Annotated in this window: 15 protein-coding genes; 13 read left to right on the forward strand and 2 right to left on the reverse strand. The window is 33.4% G+C overall.

Translation table 11 applies throughout. The annotated features are described in order from the left end of the window. Window positions 1-2 precede the first annotated feature (2 nt). The 10 genes from deoD (at window position 3) to Q8X41_RS19670 (ending at window position 11,875) form a co-directional block, all read left to right on the forward strand. Window positions 3-707 (forward strand): purine-nucleoside phosphorylase, encoded by a 705-nt coding sequence (gene deoD / locus Q8X41_RS19625; RefSeq protein WP_397537914.1) that lies wholly within the window; start codon window positions 3-5, stop codon window positions 705-707. 449 nt (window positions 708-1,156) lie between these two features. Beyond that, the gene (locus Q8X41_RS19630) at window positions 1,157-1,324 is read left to right on the forward strand and encodes a hypothetical protein (protein ID WP_397537915.1); all 168 of its coding nucleotides are present in this window, start codon (window positions 1,157-1,159) and stop codon (window positions 1,322-1,324) included. 1,163 nt (window positions 1,325-2,487) lie between these two features. Continuing rightward, window positions 2,488-3,138 (forward strand): hypothetical protein, encoded by a 651-nt coding sequence (locus Q8X41_RS19635; RefSeq protein WP_397537916.1) that lies wholly within the window; start codon window positions 2,488-2,490, stop codon window positions 3,136-3,138. Between the two features lie 274 nt (window positions 3,139-3,412). After that, window positions 3,413-3,691 (forward strand): hypothetical protein, encoded by a 279-nt coding sequence (locus Q8X41_RS19640; protein WP_397537917.1) that lies wholly within the window; start codon window positions 3,413-3,415, stop codon window positions 3,689-3,691. A 582-nt stretch (window positions 3,692-4,273) separates the two neighbouring features. Next, window positions 4,274-5,785, forward strand: coding sequence for a S41 family peptidase (locus Q8X41_RS19645; RefSeq protein ID WP_397537918.1), 1,512 nt, complete (start codon window positions 4,274-4,276; stop codon window positions 5,783-5,785). Between the two features lie 335 nt (window positions 5,786-6,120). After that, window positions 6,121-7,026 (forward strand): CobW family GTP-binding protein, encoded by a 906-nt coding sequence (locus Q8X41_RS19650; protein WP_397537919.1) that lies wholly within the window; start codon window positions 6,121-6,123, stop codon window positions 7,024-7,026. A gap of 184 nt (window positions 7,027-7,210) precedes the next feature. Further along, window positions 7,211-8,236 carry a CAP domain-containing protein gene (locus Q8X41_RS19655; RefSeq protein ID WP_397537920.1) on the forward strand — a complete coding sequence of 342 codons (1,026 nt, stop codon included), beginning with the start codon at window positions 7,211-7,213 and terminating at the stop codon, window positions 8,234-8,236. 110 nt (window positions 8,237-8,346) lie between these two features. Further along, on the forward strand, window positions 8,347-9,765 hold the full coding sequence (locus Q8X41_RS19660; RefSeq protein ID WP_397537921.1) for a spore germination protein: 1,419 nt from the start codon (window positions 8,347-8,349) through the stop codon (window positions 9,763-9,765). Then, the gene (locus tag Q8X41_RS19665; RefSeq protein WP_397537922.1) at window positions 9,762-10,799 is read left to right on the forward strand and encodes a GerAB/ArcD/ProY family transporter; all 1,038 of its coding nucleotides are present in this window, start codon (window positions 9,762-9,764) and stop codon (window positions 10,797-10,799) included. The genes Q8X41_RS19660 and Q8X41_RS19665 overlap by 4 nt, the downstream gene beginning before the upstream one ends. Continuing rightward, window positions 10,781-11,875, forward strand: coding sequence for a Ger(x)C family spore germination protein (locus Q8X41_RS19670; protein ID WP_397537923.1), 1,095 nt, complete (start codon window positions 10,781-10,783; stop codon window positions 11,873-11,875). Before Q8X41_RS19665 ends, Q8X41_RS19670 begins: the two co-directional genes overlap by 19 nt. A gap of 49 nt (window positions 11,876-11,924) precedes the next feature. Here the strand turns inward: Q8X41_RS19670 and Q8X41_RS19675 are convergent, their stop codons facing one another. Continuing rightward, window positions 11,925-13,289, reverse strand: coding sequence for an MATE family efflux transporter (locus tag Q8X41_RS19675; protein WP_397537924.1), 1,365 nt, complete (start codon window positions 13,287-13,289; stop codon window positions 11,925-11,927). 226 nt (window positions 13,290-13,515) lie between these two features. On the opposite strand from Q8X41_RS19675, the gene Q8X41_RS19680 reads away from it, so the two are divergent. After that, window positions 13,516-14,592, forward strand: a complete 1,077-nt coding sequence (locus Q8X41_RS19680; RefSeq protein ID WP_397537925.1) for an undecaprenyldiphospho-muramoylpentapeptide beta-N-acetylglucosaminyltransferase — start codon at window positions 13,516-13,518, stop codon at window positions 14,590-14,592. A 257-nt stretch (window positions 14,593-14,849) separates the two neighbouring features. Here Q8X41_RS19680 and Q8X41_RS19685 read toward each other — a convergent pair whose 3' ends face one another. Next, the gene (locus Q8X41_RS19685; protein WP_397537926.1) at window positions 14,850-15,398 is read right to left on the reverse strand and encodes a GNAT family N-acetyltransferase; all 549 of its coding nucleotides are present in this window, start codon (window positions 15,396-15,398) and stop codon (window positions 14,850-14,852) included. Window positions 15,399-15,989: 591 nt separating this feature from the next. Here Q8X41_RS19685 and dapF point away from each other — a divergent pair. Both dapF and Q8X41_RS19695 read left to right on the forward strand, forming a co-directional pair. Continuing rightward, a complete protein-coding gene (gene dapF, locus Q8X41_RS19690; RefSeq protein ID WP_397537927.1) occupies window positions 15,990-16,958 on the forward strand; it encodes a diaminopimelate epimerase in 969 nt (322 codons plus the stop codon). 15 nt (window positions 16,959-16,973) lie between these two features. Beyond that, window positions 16,974-19,004 (forward strand): PAS domain S-box protein, encoded by a 2,031-nt coding sequence (locus Q8X41_RS19695; RefSeq protein WP_397537928.1) that lies wholly within the window; start codon window positions 16,974-16,976, stop codon window positions 19,002-19,004. Window positions 19,005-19,018: the final 14 nt, after the last annotated feature.

Raw genomic sequence — 19,018 nt, forward strand, 5'->3', positions numbered from 1 at the left:
TTATGAGTATCCACATTAACGCTAAACAAGGCGAAATCGCAGAGATCGTACTATTACCAGGAGATCCTTTACGCGCAAAATATATTGCAGAAACTTTTTTAGAAGATGTTACTCAATATAATGAAGTACGTAATATGTTCGGTTACACTGGTACATATAAAGGAAAACGTATTTCTGTTCAAGGTACAGGTATGGGCGTACCTTCTATTTCCATTTATACAACTGAACTTATGCAAGAATATGGTTGCCAAAAACTAATCCGTGTTGGTACTTGTGGCGCTCTTAAACGTGATGTAAAAGTCCGTGACGTCATTCTTGCACAATCAGCTACTACTGACTCAAAAATGAATGAAATCATTTTCAAAGGAATCGACTATGCACCAACAGCTAATTTCGATTTATTACTTAAAGCATACAAAGCAGGGGAAGCAGCTGGTCTTAACTTGCGTGTAGGTAATATCTACACTGCTGACTTATTCTATGGTGAAGATAACCAAAACGAAAAATTAGCAGACTATGGAGTTCTTGCAGTTGAAATGGAAGCAGCAGCATTATATACTTTAGCAGCTAAATTTAACCGTCAAGCTCTAGCTGTTTTAACAGTATCTGACCACCTATTAACTGGTGAAGCAACAACTTCAGAAGAACGCCAAACTACATTCAACGATATGATTGTTGTAGCGCTTGAAGCGGCTATTCAAGACTAGTCGTAGCAAGGGTTTGTGGGTTTACAATTTTTAACAAGTGACCAAAAGTGACCATTTTCAAAAAAGTGGTTATAATTGGTCACTTTTTTATTGGTTTAATTCATTAAATTGGAGCTTGAATATAAAATATGGAACAATGGAAAATTTGAGTATCACCGTGGAGTAATCACGAGAATCAACGAACAAACTAGAATGTTTTAATATAGTGATCCATTTATGAATGAACAGGGACCAATTAATTTAGATGTTGTTGTAGGAATAACACCTTTGGATTAATGGATATTTGGTTAATTTGTCGAATTCTCTCTATTATATAGGAGTGATGAGATGAAGAAATATTTTTTACAAGCAACATACCTAGATAGTTCATTAGGTAGCTCCTTTAACTATTTTCTAAAAAACTTTCGGAATATTGTGGTATAATTATCCAAAAAAGAGGTGACTAATAAATGAGTGAAATCGCATGGGGTAATGTAATTATTTCTATTATTCCAATCATTTTTTGCATAGTTCCTGTTCTATTTGTAATTTGGTTTTTAATTAAATTCCTTCAAGTCCAACAAGAGAAGAATGAAATATTAAAAGCTATAGCTGGAAAATTAGATAAGCATGAGTAGACAGGTAATCCTGTCTTTTTTATTTTACATAATCTACGAAACGTTCATCATGTCTTACTGTTTCGTGTTACAATAATTTTGATAATACTGGAAATTATCCTTTGAGATTGTGAGTGAATTAGTTGAAGAAAATTTCCCCAAAAAGTCTAATTATTATGTCTATACTCTTCGGAGTAATGATTGTCATCTCTTCTGTTCAAGTTGTTCTGTCACCTTATCCATTTATCAGATTGATAAATGTTTTAGTGATTATTTTTCTTTCAGGAGCTATCGGTGCTTTTATTAGGGAACTATTTTTATTAATTCAGAAACAACAAAACTAGTGGATTCATGTTTTCTTGTTGCACATCATTCTTCTAATACGCATCACTCAATTAGAAGAGGCAACCCTTTCCATCTACAGTGAACCAGGAATGTTTTATTTATAAAAATAAGCGATATCTTAGAATATTTATGAGAATGTAATGGAATTTTACAAGTACATAAATTAATAGAATGCAAAAAGAATATATTATTAAAGAAGAAATAGTGAAAAAATGAGGAGGAAAAATCATTAAGACATTTTGGATAAAGCAATTAACAGTTATTGTTTTTTTAATTGTCTTAGCGTTTGTAATTGACTTATACATGAATAATTCTTCAATTACAATAAATAACAATATTCTAAATCAATTAATTTTTGTAATAGCTATCTCAGCCATTTTGTTAGCTTTTAATCAATTGTTTTATAACTTTTCTAAAATAAAATCAGATTTTATGCAACATCCTATTTGGAACAAGATGTATGTTATTATATTTATTTGGCTAATAATATCTTTTACAATGTTTATTATTTTGTTCGTAGTTACACCATTACCAGATATAATACAAAGTCAATTATGGGTGTTATATCTAATCATCTATTATTTCCTTTTCTTTATGAATGTTATGATTTTATCGATTGTAAATGTATCTGTTTCGACAACATTGGATGTTAAAAGAAAGTTAAAATTAACATGGCTTATTTCCACTTTAGTCGTTACTTTAATACAATTCTTTATACCGAGTTTTTAGGAGATTTTTCGGGGGAGCTACATGAAACAAATATAAGCAAATTTATTAGCAGACAAAGTTATAGAAAAACGAGGAAATAAAATTCTTTTAAAAATGGAGTAGTAATAAAAATGATAAGAAACAAAGTAGCATTAATGGTTTCAGCTGCAATTTTATGTATATGTATGTTTTTATTTTTTCCGTTTCCTAATAATAAATTATTAGATGCACATTCGACATTCATGTCATTTCCAATCCATTTACAAGATGGGTATAGCATGCTTGGTATAATTGGGTCCATCTTGTTTATAATTTCCGTGATTTTACTTGTTATTGGTTTAAAGAAATATCATTTTCGAGCGATAGTAATCGTTATAATAGTATATACATTTTTACCAAAGCTTCTAATTACGATGTACCAAGAAACATTAGCAAGTGGTATTATGGCAGTTTCTTATGAGGGCAATGGTTCATGCAATTTTGAACATGTGAGAGAAGACTTAATTAATGGGAAGTGCAACCTTGTTTTACATAATCATAGCAATGAAGATGTTTCATTTGAGTTAGAATTTTTAGACTCGTACATAGATGATGGTGTAAGAACGGAGTCACTCATGAATGTAAATGGTCCATATAATATTACAATAAAAGCAAATCATGATAAAACGATTCATTTGAGTGAAAAACTCGATTTATCAGATGTTCCAAAGCATATTTATAGTGGAACGTCGATGTATATTCATGTGAAATTAATAGACGGTGAGAACTCACGCATATTTTAGTAGTCATTAATGATACTGTCTTTTTCTATTCTATCGATTTCTTTTCAATATAAAAAGACACTCATCATTATTAGAGAGAAGTGTCTAGAAAGTTAGAGTATAAAAGAGGATTGTAGTAGCAATAAATAAGAGGTAGGCTATTCCTCAATAATAAAGCTATGTTGTATTAGAATACCTATATTGTACTGGATGATTAAAGAGTCTTTATTTGTAGCATAAAATGACTATTATATAAAATAATAAATGTGAATATTTACCGAAAGTAGAAGTGTAATTGAAATCTCATAGAATTTCTATAGTAGTATTATTAAATACAGTACTAATATTTCTAGGTGGTTGCTCTAATATCGATGATACCCTACCTCAAAAAGAAGTAGAACAATTAGTTATTGATAAGCATACGAATGGTAATGGTTCACCTACTATACTATCTGTAGAAGTAAAAGGGAATACGTACTATATTAATTGGGAGAAGAAAGTTTATTTAGAAGAAGGTACTGATAAAGTGGATAAAAATAGGAATGTTGAAATCGTTAAAGCACAAATCCAGTGACTAGTCTATTCATGATTTAGTAGACATACATTATATAAACGATGGTAATCCTTAAAAGTATCCTAAAGTACCTCATCGATATAAATGGGGATATGATTCAACTGTTGTCATGATTATTTAGCCGTTATATTAAGGTATAGCTATCTTTGTTGATGTGGAATTAGCGAAGACTCCTGCGGGAAAGCGAGACAGGTGAGACCCCGCAGGGAACGAAGTGAGCGAGGAGGCTCAACGCTCGCCCGCGGAAAGCGAAGCTAATTCCACATCATGCATAAAACAGATTAATACTATTAATATTTGTATTTATACACTTTTTCAGTACACTAGACGTAGTAACGAGGAGATTAAATCCAAGCTAGTGGAATGCGCTGTAGCGGAACATCTATATCCAATATTAATAAGTTAATGTGTGAATTTGTTCGTATTTAATAGCTCAAAATAGATTAATGAATTTGATTCAAATTATGAAATTTTTTAAGACTGTCAAGAATTTGGCAGTCTTTTTCTTTTCGTGGAGCATAATTCCTGATATTATGGTATAAGTAGTGTTTGAACACTGTTAGATTGAAAGTGGTGAACAAGATGGATGATAAAACAAAAGTTGATCCAGAACAAAACAATGAGCCACAAAAAGAGCAACAAGGAGAACCCGGCCAAGAAATAAAACCTGCGGGTAAATACATACGTATGAAACCTTTCGCTTTTATCATGATGATTATTGTTTTAATTCTCGCAACTTCAGGTGTCACAATCTTTGCTTTAACTTTTGGAGAAGAAAAAGTAGTAGAAGTTCGTACACCTACTCATAGCGAATTCCAAAAATTATTTAATGCTTATGATGAAATATCAAAAGGCTATTACAAAGACATTGATACAAATGCATTAGTCAACGGTGCAGTAGACGGTATGATTAGTGCATTAGGTGATCCTTATTCAGACTATATGAATAAGGAGGAAGCAACACAATTTAATGAAAGTATTTCTTCTAGCTTCCAAGGAATTGGTGCAGAAATTCAAGAAAAAGACGGTCATATTGTTGTTGTGTCACCGATTAAAAATTCTCCTGCAGAAAAAGCAGGTGTTAAAACAAATGATATTATTAAAACAGTTGATGGCAAAAGCCTCGATGGGATGACAGCTTCAGCAGCTGTATTATTAATCCGCGGTGAAAAAGGTTCTTCTGTAACGTTAGAAATTCAACGTGGTGGTGCTGATAAATTAATCACCATGAAAATTACTCGTGACGAGATTCCGGTGGAAACTGTCTATGCAACAATGGAAAAGGACAAAATTGCTCATATCCAAATTACTAGCTTCTCAGACAATACGTACAAAGAATTATTAAGTGCATTAGATGAAATGGAAGGTAAGGGTATGAAGGGCCTTGTCATTGATGTACGCCAAAATCCAGGTGGTTTGGTAAATTCTGTTGAGGATATTGCTAGTTTATTTGTTAAAACTGGCGAACCGATTGTCCAATTTGAAGACCGTAATGGTAAAAAAGAAGTTGTCACTGCGAAAAGTGGCCGAAAAGTAAAAGTGCCTGTTACTGTGTTAATAGATGGTGGTAGTGCTTCAGCTTCCGAAATCTTAGCGGGTGCATTAAGAGAATCTGCAAATGTAAAATTAGTCGGTGAGAAATCATTTGGAAAAGGTACTATGCAAACAGCAGCAAACCTTCCAGACGGATCAAACCTTAAAATTACAATTGCTAAATGGTTAACACCAGATGGCAACTGGATTCACGAAAAAGGAATTCAACCAGATTACAAAGTAAATTACCCAAGCTATGCTTCTCTACCATATTTAAGTCCAGATAAGGCACTAAAAGAAGGATCTCTTTCTGACCAAGTAAAAGCAGCTGAAAAAATGCTGAAGGCAGTTGGCTATAATCCAGGTAAAGCCGATGGTTTATACGATGCTTCAACAACAGTAGCTGTTGAACAGTTCCAAAAAGACCATAAGTTAAAAGTGACTGGAGTATTAAAAGGTGATACTACTTATGCGTTGATGGAAGAACTTCGCTTGAAAATTAAAAAAGACGATCCACAATTGAAAAAAGCGATGGAAATTGTGAAAACAGAAATCAAATAGATGACTTTAGTTATCTAAATAATCATGAAGAGAGCTGACGTATTCTTGTCAGCTCTTTATTATTAAGGATTTGAACTTTAAGAGGTGCTAATGGACTTGCTGAGTATGGATAATGATTTAGTAGTTTAAAAATCCATCAAAATCAAAATTATTCTTTTGATCCCAAGTGCAGATTACTGATAGCAAGTAAAGTTGATCTACGAAATTTTGAGAACAGATTCTTTAGTCTAATTCTTATTTTTTTCAGATTGTAAAAATAGCAGAAAAAAGGAAACACAACAATTTTCTTATTACTAGCAATCGTAGCTAGATAGTTTATCTTAGGAGTGATCATTATGAAAGACGTATTTTTATTTAGCGGATTTTTAGGCAGTGGTAAAACGACAATGTTGGTGGATATGATTCGCCAATTTAAAGAACAAAACCTAAAACCAGCAGTCATTATGAATGAGCTTGGTAAGTTGAATTTTGACTCACAAGCAGTGGAGGAAGGGATTCCATTAAAAGAAATGCTAAACGGCTGTATATGCTGTTCTGGAGCTGAAAAAACGGAAGCTCAAATTCAATCGTTATTAGCAGAATCTGATTTTGACGTACTGATTATTGAAACAACTGGTGCAGCTCATCCAGTAGAGGCGTTAGATGCAGTTTATTCTCCTTTATTTGCCGACAAATTGAATATTAAAGGGATTGTTACCGTTGCAGATAGTAAACGCTGGTTAGAACGAGATAAAATGTCTCCTCAATCACGTTCATTATTTTTGGAACAAATTCGTCATGCCCATTTAATTTTGGCAAATAAGATGGATTTATTAACTGAAGCGGAAAGAGCTCAAGTTACGTTTGAAATACAAAGCTTAAATCCTCATGCACAAATAATACAGACAACAAATGCTAAAATACCTTTAAAGTTTTTACAAAGTTTACATGCAACAGCAAGACCTTCAGCTATCCATAAAGCAGATTTAGGTCATCATTTACATTTAAGCTCTCGTCTTGTCACTTTCCCTGACTCAGTAGATTTTACACAAGAGGAATTTGAGAATTGGGTACGTACAATCCCTGAATCTGTTTACCGAATGAAAGGATATGTTCCTGTAAAGGGTATAAAAAATCCGATGCTTTTTCAGTATGCATATGGTTTAACTCAATGGCTTCCAGAATACGTCCATATGGATCCAAACCTTGTAATAATTGGCGAAAATGTTGGAGAATTAGAAGTCATTGGTCTACTAAACTGACTATGAAATTATAAAGCTGTCAACCCTTTCGAAATAGCAATAATCAGATAGACTTCAAGTATCTACCAAATAAGATGCTTTAATACTGCCCAATGATACCCCTCTTGGAGAAAGTGGTAATCATTGGGCAACTTTTTGTCGCATACGTACGATAAGCTTTATGCAGACAAGGAGGAATGCAAGAATGAACAAAATGACAAAATGGGCATTACCATTAAGCCTACTAATGATGGTGGGAGTTCAAAGTGGAGCAATGGAAGCTTCGGCTAAAACAATCACATCTGATACAGCCAAGCAAACTTCAATGTCAAACTGTAATTGGCAATATAATCAAGCGTATAATTGGGTGAGTTTAAATAATTATTCATTTGACACTATTAAAGTTAAAAAATTTACTAAAGCTGAACTAGATAAGTATTTAGCTTCTCTATATGGTTCAGACAATGGTACTACACCAAATAATGGTTCAAACCAAGGAACAACCTCAAACACAGGATCAGATAAAGGTACTACACCAAACACCGGTTCAAATCAAGGAACAACTTCAAACAAAGGGTCAGATAAAGGTACTACACCAAGCACTGGTTCCAACCAAGGAACAACTTCGAACAAAGGGTCAGATAAAGGTACTACATCAAACACTGGTTCCAACCAAGGAACAACTTCAAACAAAGGGTCAGATAAAGGTACTACATCAAACACTGGTTCCAACCAAGGAACAACTTCAAACACAGGATCAGATAAAGGTACTACATCAAATACTGGATCCAACCAAGGAACATCTTCAAACAAAGGATCAAACAATTCAACAACCAATTCTAACAGCTCATCTGCTTCACAATTTGAGCAACAAGTTATTTCATTAACAAACGCTGAACGTGCAAAAGAAGGCTTACCAGCATTACAAGCTGATACAAAATTAATGCAATCAGCAAAAGCAAAATCAGATGACATGGCTAAAAACCACTATTTCGATCATACGAGTCCAACATACGGTTCACCATTTGATCAAATGAAATCTCTTGGAATTTCATATAAATCAGCAGGTGAAAACATCGCACAAGGACAAAAAACACCACAAGAAGTGGTACAAGCTTGGATGCAATCTCCAGGACACCGTGCTAACATTATGAATGCTTCATACACTCATATCGGCGTAGGTTTTTCAGCAAACGGTAACTACTGGACGCAACAGTTTATCCAAAAATAATGATAGATTTATAATTTCATATAAATATAAAAACCAGCCTAAAATTTGGCTGGTTTTTTGTTTGAAATCAGAATTAATTTTCCATACTAGAAGAAAAAGGGGGTACTATTTTGCTATTCCTTGAATCCATGGTCGATAAACTAAAATCTACCTTTTATAATTCTGTTGATTTTACAGCAAAAGAGATTTCATGGCCGAACGAAAAATATGCGATTCTATGTTATTACAGTTCAATGGTTAACAAAAGAGATGTTCAAGATCAACTTAACGTATTGAAACTTCAAGCAGCAGTGGATGAAAAAAAATGGACAGAGACAATGGCTTCTGTGAAAGAACCTTTCCAAATGGAAAAATTCGTTGAATATATTTGCCAAGGTGAAACCATCATTATTTTAATGACAGAACAGCAGATGGTACATCTTACTTTACCAGAGGTACCACATCGTGCTCCTGATGAACCTTTAAACGAACATATAGTTCGTGGTTCTCATGAAGGGTTTATTGAGAACGCTGATGTAAATATAGGATTAATTCGTAAACGAATTCGAGTGCCAAATTTAGTAGTAAATAAAATGGAAATCGGTGTTGAAACAAAAACGGATGTCTACTATATCTACTTGGATCAAGTTGCTAATATACAATCAGTGTCGGAAGTTGAAAGGAAATTGAAATTGATGCAAGAAAGAACACCAACTTTGTATACAGCCGGAGAAGTAGGTGACTATTTGGAGGAGTCCGTATATTCCCCGTTTCCCCAACTTTTAAATACAGAAAGACCTGACCGTGTCTTGGCAAATTTAGTTGAAGGTAAAATTGCTATTTTAACAAGTATTTCACCGACGGTACTAATTGGACCTGTTACATTTTTTTCATTTTATCAATCACCTGATGATTATAACGGGCGTGTTTTAGTTGGTTCTTTTTATAGAATAGTACGTATATTCAGTTTTTTGAGTGCGGTATTTTTGCCTGCATTTTATATTGCCATTGTCAGCTTTCATTTTGAGGTATTACCTTTGGAGTTAAGTAAAAAGCTCAAGTTAGATATTGGAGAAATTCCATACCGACCGATTATAGAAGCGTTGTTACTTGAAATTATAATTGAGTTAATCAGGGAAGCGAGTATTCGGTTACCTCAAGCTGTTGTACAAACAATTGGTATTGTAGGTGGCTTAGTAATTGGAACTGTTATTGTGACTGCTGGACTTGTTTCTAACATGATGGTAATAGTTGTGGCTTTGACTGCCATTTCAAGTTATGTGGTTCCATCTGTGGAGATGAATATGTCCATTCGGATTTTACGTTTTCCATTTATGTTAGCCGCTGCTTTTATGGGCTTTTTCGGGATTGTCATTGGTAGTTTTGTTTTATTCGTTCATTTATTAAATTTAAGCTCTTTAAAATCGCCTTACTTTTCTCCGATAGTGCCTTTTGAGCCTAAAAAAATAAAAAAAATATTTGTTCGTGGGCCGTTTGTAAAACCGGAACCACAAGTAAGTTCTTTTGATCCAGAAGGAAATAATAAATGAGTTTTAAGTTAACAAAAGCCCAATTCTTTGTAATGTTATTTTTTATCCAAACAGGTATTATTTACATTTCGTTTCAGCATGGGCTCATTAAAGGGGGAGGAAGAGACGCTTGGATAATGTTTGCTGTTACTGCAATCATTGTTTTTATACAGTTGCTCTTATTCGAAAAATACTACCAAAGATTCGTATTAGGTAAAATTACATCTTGGCTTTATATTTTATATTGGCTTACGCTTATTATTGGCTTTTTAGGCTATATGCAATATACCTTAAACACTTGGGTTATTCAAAGTACGCCTCCCATCATTACTTTAACTCTTATTCTTCTTGTCTCTTTATATATCAGTTTGAGTAGGCCTTCAACAGTAATAAATTTAGGTGTATTAATCATTCCATTGGTGATTATTTTCATTGTGTTTATATTGATTGCAACACATGAACTGAAATTTAGTAATATTTTGCCACTTGGTACAAGTACGGTGTCTCAGTGGTTAAGTGGTATGCATAATAGCTCAATAGCATTTATTGGAATAGAAAGCTATTTAATATTAAGAAAATATGTGTTGGAAAATGAAAAAGTAGCTGGGAAACCATTATTTATTTTTCATTTAATTGTTTCTATTTTTATGGGTGTTTCTGTTATCGGAACAGAATTTTACTTTGCATTAAAAGAAATTAATTTAATTCCTGAGCCCATTATTTATATATTAAAATCCCAAAAAGTTACATTTGTTAAACGACTAGATATATTTTTTATTTACATTTGGCTTGCTTGGGGCATTTTAACGATTAACCTATTTATTTTTAATATTCGTATTGTACTTTTTTCTAAAAAAAGAAAACATCCGCAACGAATGATGATTATTTTGCATTGTTTTATTTTAGTCGTAACTTTGTTCTTAGTAGGTATATATCAAGTAGATTTGATTCGAAAATATATTGGTTACTTATATTATCCATTCACTATTGTTTTACCTGTGATCATCATTTTGAAGAATAGAAGGAGAGATTCCAAATGCGACAAGTCACAATAGTTTGTATGTTAAGTGTTGTGTTACTTGCTGGCTGTTGGGATGAACGATTATACAAAAATTTTGCAGTTATATCAATTGCAGGAATCGAAGGCCATATGGGGGATTTGAAAGCTTATTACGCATATCCGAGTTCATCTAACGATCCTACAAAAGTTACAATCGTTGAATCAGAAGGGCTAACACCAAGAGATGTTCGAAACAAAGCAGATTTAAAGACAGCACTAACGCTTGATTTATCAGAACTTTCTACTTACTTAATGGCAGAGGAAAGTGCATATGATGATATTTATCCTTTTTTAGATATTTTCTATCGTAATGCTCAAAATCCTATTACTACTAAATTTGCCATTACAAAAGGTTCTCCCAAAGACTTTATTGATGTTAAAAAGTCTTTACCATCTGGATTAGGAGAATATTATCAGAACTTTATAGATAGTGCAGAGAGGGATTCTGTTTTTCCAAAAGGCTTAGACATCCAACAAGCAGGCTCAATGCTATTTGAAGAAGGACAGGATTTAGTTTTACCTTATTTGGATAGAGATGAAAAGAATAAAACCCCAATAGCAGAAGGGCTTGCTCTTTTTAATGGTAGAAAATTTACAGGGACAACCCTAGGTAAAAGGGATTCCCTATTATTAGTCCTAGCAGCTTATGGAAAAGCGGATTCAGCTCGATTATCGTATATATTTAAAGAGGAAGATAAAAAAACACCACTAACAGTCGATATTATTCGATATAAAAAGAAAATTAAAATCCAAGAACAAGGTAAATCAGCGAAAGTCTACCTAAATTCTACATTTAAAGTGAATATAGATGAGTTCCCTTTAGATCATATTGGTGAACAAAAAGTGAAAGACAAAGTAGAAAAATTTCTGGAGAAAAAAATTAAAAGTGAAACATTGAAAATGATCAAAAAATGCCAAGATGCATCATCAGATCCTTTAGGTGTTGGAAAAAAAGCAAGAGCTGGCCGATCAAAAATCTGGAAGGAAGGCCATTGGAAAGAAATCTACAAAACATTAGATTTTAAAGTAGATGTGAATGTTAAAATTATTCGTTCAGGAATTTTAAAATGAGTAATAAGGTCTATGATAAATCTATATAAATGCAACGAAAGAATCCCCCTCAGTAAGAAGGAGATTCCATTCGTTGTATTTTTCGTTGTACAAAACGAAGTCGAATACTCAGGGTGAGTGCCCCTGTAGCTAGACCGGATATAAGACCAATCCAATAGCCGTAAGGACCAAGGTCGGTAAAATTAGCTAATATATAGCCTAGTGGTAACCCAATAACCCAATATGAAATTAATGCCATAACAAATGTCATAGTCACATCCTTATATCCACGAAGTGCACCTTGTATTGGTGCTTGAATCGCATCTGAAAGCTGGAAGAATGCAGCATATGTTAAAAAGTGACCAGCAAGATTTACGACATTAAGATCATCACTATAAATTGCTGCGATTTGCTCTTTAAAAGTAAGGAGGATAGTTAAAGAAACAATACAAATAGATACAGCTGTTGCTATACATAATAGGCTATATGCTTTGGCATCCTTGAATCTTTTCGCTCCAGTTTCATAACCAATCAGAATCGTTGCTCCCATTGAGATACTTAAAGGAATCATATATAACAGACTTGCAAAATTCATCGCGATTTGATGAGCACCGATGACGGATGTACTGTAATTACTCATTAATATTGTAACGACTGAGAAAATACTTACTTCGGCAAAAATAGATAAGCCAATGGGCAATCCAAGTTTAATTATTTCCATACATTTAGATAAATTTATCTTTGGTAGTTTTTGATACAATTTGAAACCTGAAAATGGAACTTTTTTCATCGTGATGAAAATAGCAATCCCACAAATAAGCCAATACGTTATGGCAGATGCAACACCAGAGCCGACACCACCTAGTTCAGGAAACCCAAGATGCCCAAAAATAAAGAAGTAGTTAAAAATAATATTAATCGGAGTAGCTAGTAAAGTAATTATCATTGAAACTCTTGTACGTCCTAATGCATCTATGAAACAACGTAGTACACTGTATATAAATAAAGGAATTAGACCAATACACATAGCAATAAGATAATGATAAGCAACTCGGTGTACATCAGGTTCCAATGACATTTTAGATAGCAAGGGATTAATCGCCAAAATCATGCCAAACAAAATAATCAATGCAAGTGCAATTGCTACATAAAAACCTTGTTGAATTGAAAATGTTGCTTCTTTCTCTCTTTTCGCACCGACTAATTGTGCTACAATAGGGGTTATAGATAAGAGAATGCCTGATAATCCAGTATAAATAGGCATCCATATCGAAGAACCAATGGAAACACCTGCTAAATCAGCAGTACTATATTTACTTGACATTAAGGTGTCAAAAAATGACATCAAATATAACGCAATTTGGGTGATAAGAATAGGGAATACAATTTTTAACATGAGTATCCATTTTGCTCTTATCGTAGTTGTTTCATGCACTTGTTTTCATCTCCCATTATGTTGATATTCAAGCTGGGGCGGGTCCACATGAAGCGAACCCGATAAAAGTTGCGATACTATAGCAACCTTAGGTCAGATTCCTAAATACGATCGCCGCCGTTTTATTGACATGTTTTATTGAAGTAGTTCGTATAGTAAAATAAGTACCTGTTCAAAACAAAAGCAAGCCGGTCCTTCATTGTTCGAGTAGAATAGGAGAATTATAATGACTAAGCAAACTGTAATATTAACTGGTGGCGGTACTGCAGGCCACGTTTCACTCAATCAAGCTATCATACCATCATTCTTAGAAAAAGGCTATGATGTTCACTATATTGGCTCAAAAGACGGAATCGAAAAAGACATTATCGGTCAGGCTTTCCCTGATTTGCAATATCATGCAATTTCAAGTGGGAAGTTAAGACGATATTTCTCTATGAAAAACTTTACCGATCCATTTCGCGTGTTGGCTGGAATTTCACAAGCATTAACTATTATGCGTCGTGTAAAACCGATTGTTGTTTTTTCGAAAGGAGGATTTGTTTCTGTACCAGTTGTCATGGCGGCCAAACTATCTGGCATCCCGGTAGTATCTCACGAATCAGACGTAACACCTGGTTTAGCTAACAAACTATCACTTCCTTTTGCATCACATATTTTCACAGTATTTAAACAAACATTAAATCATTTGCCAGCTGAAAAAGCGACATGCACTGGCTCCATTATTCGTTCAGAGTTATTTGAAGGAAAAAAAGACAAGGGGCTTGCAATGTGTGGTTTCCACAATGGAAAAGAAACCATTCTAATAATGGGCGGTAGCCAAGGATCTAAATTCATCAACGATGCTGTTCGTTCGAATATGGTAGAATTGTTAAAAAACCATAATATTATTCATTTATGTGGGAAAGGTCATTTAGACGAAGCACTTGTTAATATGCCTGGCTACAAGCAATTTGAATATGTAACAACAGAATTACCAGATTTACTATATGCTTCTGATTATATTGTTTCTAGAGCTGGTTCCAATTCAATCTTTGAATTTTTAGCCCTTGAAAAACCAATGCTTTTAATACCACTTTCTTTACAGAAATCTCGTGGAGATCAAATTTTAAATGCGAAATTATTCTTCGAACAAGGCCTTGCAGAAGTTTTACAAGAGGAAGAGCTAAATAATCAAAGCTTTATGAAAGCGATGGAAACACTAAAAGCTCATAAAGACTCACTAATCAAGAACATGCGAGAAGCTGAGTCTCCAAAAACGCCAGATGAAATGGTTGATCTAATTACTCAATACACAAAATAATATTTACTTGCCTTATAGAATAGTAGAAATTGAATATCGAATGCAAAAAGACCATCTAGTAAGCCTCACATAGGCGACTAAATGGTCTTTATTGTCTATAAACGGAGTTCATACTTTCAGACCCTGCAGTTATTTGCAGTCCTGAATCGAAAACAATTTGACAGTTTTCAAACGGGGGGCTGAAATGACTCGAGGGTTCAACGTCCGCAGTATTATTAAGTGTTATCTGCAAGTCAACGTCCTCACCTTTCTGATATTTACATTGCCTGTTCTTCTGAAGTATTCTCTTGAGTTGCCATACAAAAATAAAAAGTATCTTTTTGAATCTTCAATAATTCGAACTTCTTCTCACCACGGTTAATCTCTTCATATAATGAGGGATGACTGTCTTTGGCATCCATTACATAACCAAGTTTAGCCGCAGCACGTATAGATTTTGTGTTTTCTTTTCTTATTTTAAGAAAGACACATTGAAAATCTAATTCAAAGAATAATTCTTTCAAAAATAATTCTTTTGCCTTTTGGTTATACCCCTTTCCTTGATGTGGAACACCAATCCATGTACCTAGGAATCCTGCGCCATCTTGCACATCATACAAAGTAATTGTTCCAATAGGTTGGCCCCAATCATCGGTAATTGTACGCGATACTACCTTACCGTTTTCTTCATCTTCCATCAATTGGCTAGTCATAAACCAAAATTCATCTGCTGTCTCTGCCTTTTGACGCACAAAAGGGAAGACAGATGGGTGACTTAACAACTCAAAAAGCTCATTACATTCTTGCAATTCACGTCGCTTAATCATGCTGAACGCCTCCTTTTTAGGGGTGAACTTCTAATCCAGTTCTATCCCCGCTCGAAATTTTTCATTTAATGTTGCATAAAAAATTTCGGGGTGGGAATCGAACCCACTAGAACCAGCGAACACTGGTGGCGCACCATTTGCCTTCCCTATTGACTCTATAAAAAATAGGAATCACTTATGAAATTATTTTGCACTTTTACTATACTAAGAATTTTTCAAAATGCAAAGAAAAAACTGTTGTTTTTTGAAAAAAAAATAATCATAAAAATGACAAATGTGAACATGTTTTAAAAGGTTAAAATTATTTTGTAATTTATTGCATAGTTGAAATTTGATAATATAAAGAAAAGCTATATTTTCTTCTAACCAAAAATAAGCAAAAAGATACTAATTTCACAGAAAATAATATAATATACTTAGTGTGACTGTGTTCTTGTAGATACAAATAACTATATTTTAGCGGTTTATAAAAGATAATTAGTCATATAAATGATAAAATTTCGTAATTATTTTACTTGGCATTTGAAACTGAGCGGTTGTATGCTTTTCTGAATAGAATTATGATAAACATAGAGAATGGAGGCAGTTTTAATGTTTTTAAATTTATTGAAAGTTCATGGTTCAGGAAATACATTTTATTTATATGAAACGAAAGACGAAATGTTACTTAATTGGGTGAACTTAGCGAAATGGCTTTGCGATACTGCAAATCAAGGTGGAGCAGATGGATTATTATTAGTAACACCTTCAAAAAAAGGGTTAGCTAAAATGCGCGTTATCAATGCAGATGGTACAGAAGCTTCAATGTGTGGAAATGGTCTACGATGTGTTGCTCGCTATGTATTAGAAAAGAATGAAGTAACAGAAGGATTGATTGAAACGATGAAAGCAACTCTACATGTAGCAAAAGAAGAACAGTTATTTGATGGGGTTCCAACTTTTGGTGTAGAAATTGCACCAGTTTCATTTGAACTTTCTTCTTTACCGATGAAAGTGGAAGACAAGACCACTTTGATTAATGAAGAGTACACTAAATTAGCAAGCGATATCGCTTTTACAGCTGTTTCAGTGCCTAATCCGCATTTAATTGGTTTTGTTTCAAAAGAAAAAATTGAAAATACAGAACATCAAGAAAAGTTAGCTTCCTACTTAAATGGTCCAAATCCAGTTTGTCCTGACGGAGTTAATGTAAGTTATGTTTATCCAATCAGTGATCATGAAATATATGTTCGAACTTTCGAGAGAGGTGTAGGATTTACAAATGCATGTGGAACTGCCATGACGGCTTCTGCATTAGTATCAAGAATCTTAGATTTTACTGCAAAAGAGAAAATTACCGTATTCAATCCTGGAGGCTTTGTTCAATGCCTAGTACAACAGGAACAGGATCATTACAGTTTAAAATTAGTAGGAAACGCTACAGTTACTGCTACTTATACCTTAGAAGTTGATGGTGAAAATTATTCTTATAAAGCAATTCAAGAAACGAATGAACAACAATCGTATAATTCACTTATTGAATTTGCTTCAAAAAGATTACCATCACAATTTACTAATTGATAAAGAGGTGTTGGCATGTCAGAAGTTTTTATAACAAAAGAGCAATTTAATGCCCTTTATCAACTAAATAAAGGTTTTGTTTTCCTTTTAGAACTTGTACAAGATAAATTTCAATATTTATATATAAATCAGTCCGCTGAAACAGTATTTAAAACAAATCCAGAAGGCGAATTTCTCGCAAATGTTATACATTCAGAAGTTCGAAACACTATAGAAGAGAATTATCGTAAGGCAATTATTACGAAACAGCAAATAACCTATCGTGATTTTTATTTGTTCTCAGAAACTGGATACACAAATGAGACAGTTTGTACTCCTATTTTTCAAGGAGAACGTACATATTTATTGGCAATAACAAACAATATATCAGATCAAAAAACATTAGAAGAAAAATATGTGTTTTTACAATCCTTATTTGAAGATAAGATTGATCCTACTGTTATCTTATTAAAAGATTTTACAATATATGAAGTGAATCCAATTTTTAATAACGTATTTGATTACAGCCTTAAAAAAAATCAAAATCTTATAGATTCAGGTTTTATCGACACTGAGAATGAAAATAAGTATTTACAATATATAGAAGATAGTTTTCGTGGTATCGGTACATCGTCTGTCATTTTTACACATGAGAAAAAAGATAGGGATAGAAGGAACTTCCTTGTTAGTTTCTCACCTGTCTATATGGATCATGGTGTTATGGCCATCTGCATTCAATGGCAAGAAATTAAAAGTACATCCCAACTAAAAAATGATTTACTACAAACAAATTTATTGTTAGATAGTTACAAGGATGCATTAAATATAGCTGCTAATATTTGTATTACAGATGCAAATGGCGTTATTGAATATGTTAATGCTGGCTTTGAAAAGCAGACGCAGTATTCTTCAACTGAGTTAGTTGGATTCACTAATGCAATATTAAGTTCACGTGAACAATCTTATGAATATTACCAAAACTTATGGAATTGTATTCTAAATGGTGAAATATGGCGTGGAGAAATTTGTAATCGCACAAAATATGGAAGGACATATTGGGCAGATACAACGATTGTACCAATCAAAAATGCGAAAGGAGATATTACAAATTTCTTAGCAATAAGTTTTGATATTTCCGAAAAAAAATCTATTATGACCAATCTTAGAAATGTAGAAAAGCTATTTCGTTTGATAACAGAGCATACTAATGATTTAATCATCATAACAAGTGAAGATGGTATTATCCTATACATTTCACCAAATCATGAGGCTCGTTTAGGGTACGATAACGAAGAGTTACTTGGAAAATTCTTTTCTGAAATATTAGCACCAACTAGTACTGAACTCTTGGTTCAAGTGTTCGATACTGTAATGGAAGATTTGGGGAATTCGAAATTAGAATTAGAAATTCTTTCAAAAGGTGGTCAAAGTTTTTGGATGGAAGTACAAGTATCTGCAGTAAATGATTCGGAACGTAATGGAGTAAAACAATTTGTAACAGTAGCTCGTGAGATCACAGAGCGTAAAGAAATGGAAGAAAAGCTTCGATTCCTTGCGTATCATGATAGTTTAACACTATTACCTAATAGACGATATCTCTTAGAAAGGTTTGAAGAAATTGCTAATAATGCAGACTCTTCTAATAGTTCTGTAGCTATTTTATTTATTGATGGAGATAATTTTAAAAGTATAAATGATGTATATGGTCATGATGTAGGAGACGAATTTATTAGAAAATTTGGTAAGGCACTTTCGTCAAGCTTAAGAGACAGCGATATTATCGCACGTATTGGCGGAGACGAATTTGTTGTCATTTTAACGAAGATGTCTAAAAATACAATTAAAAGAGAAAAACAAATTGATCGAACAATAAAGAGAATACAAAAAATCCTTCGCTTGGGATGGGAAATTGGTAATGAACATTTCTCACCAACCTCTTCAATCGGAGTAGCAAGTTATCCTGAAGATGGTACTGAAATTGCACTATTATTAGATAAAGCAGATACAGCATTATATTATGCTAAAAAAATATCAGGAAAAGATTCCTATCATTTTGCCTGTAAGTAAGAATGGCGGAGATG

It is taken from the genome of Rummeliibacillus pycnus, from assembly GCF_044359855.1.
GTDB lineage: Bacteria > Bacillota > Bacilli > Bacillales_A > Planococcaceae > Rummeliibacillus > Rummeliibacillus pycnus_A.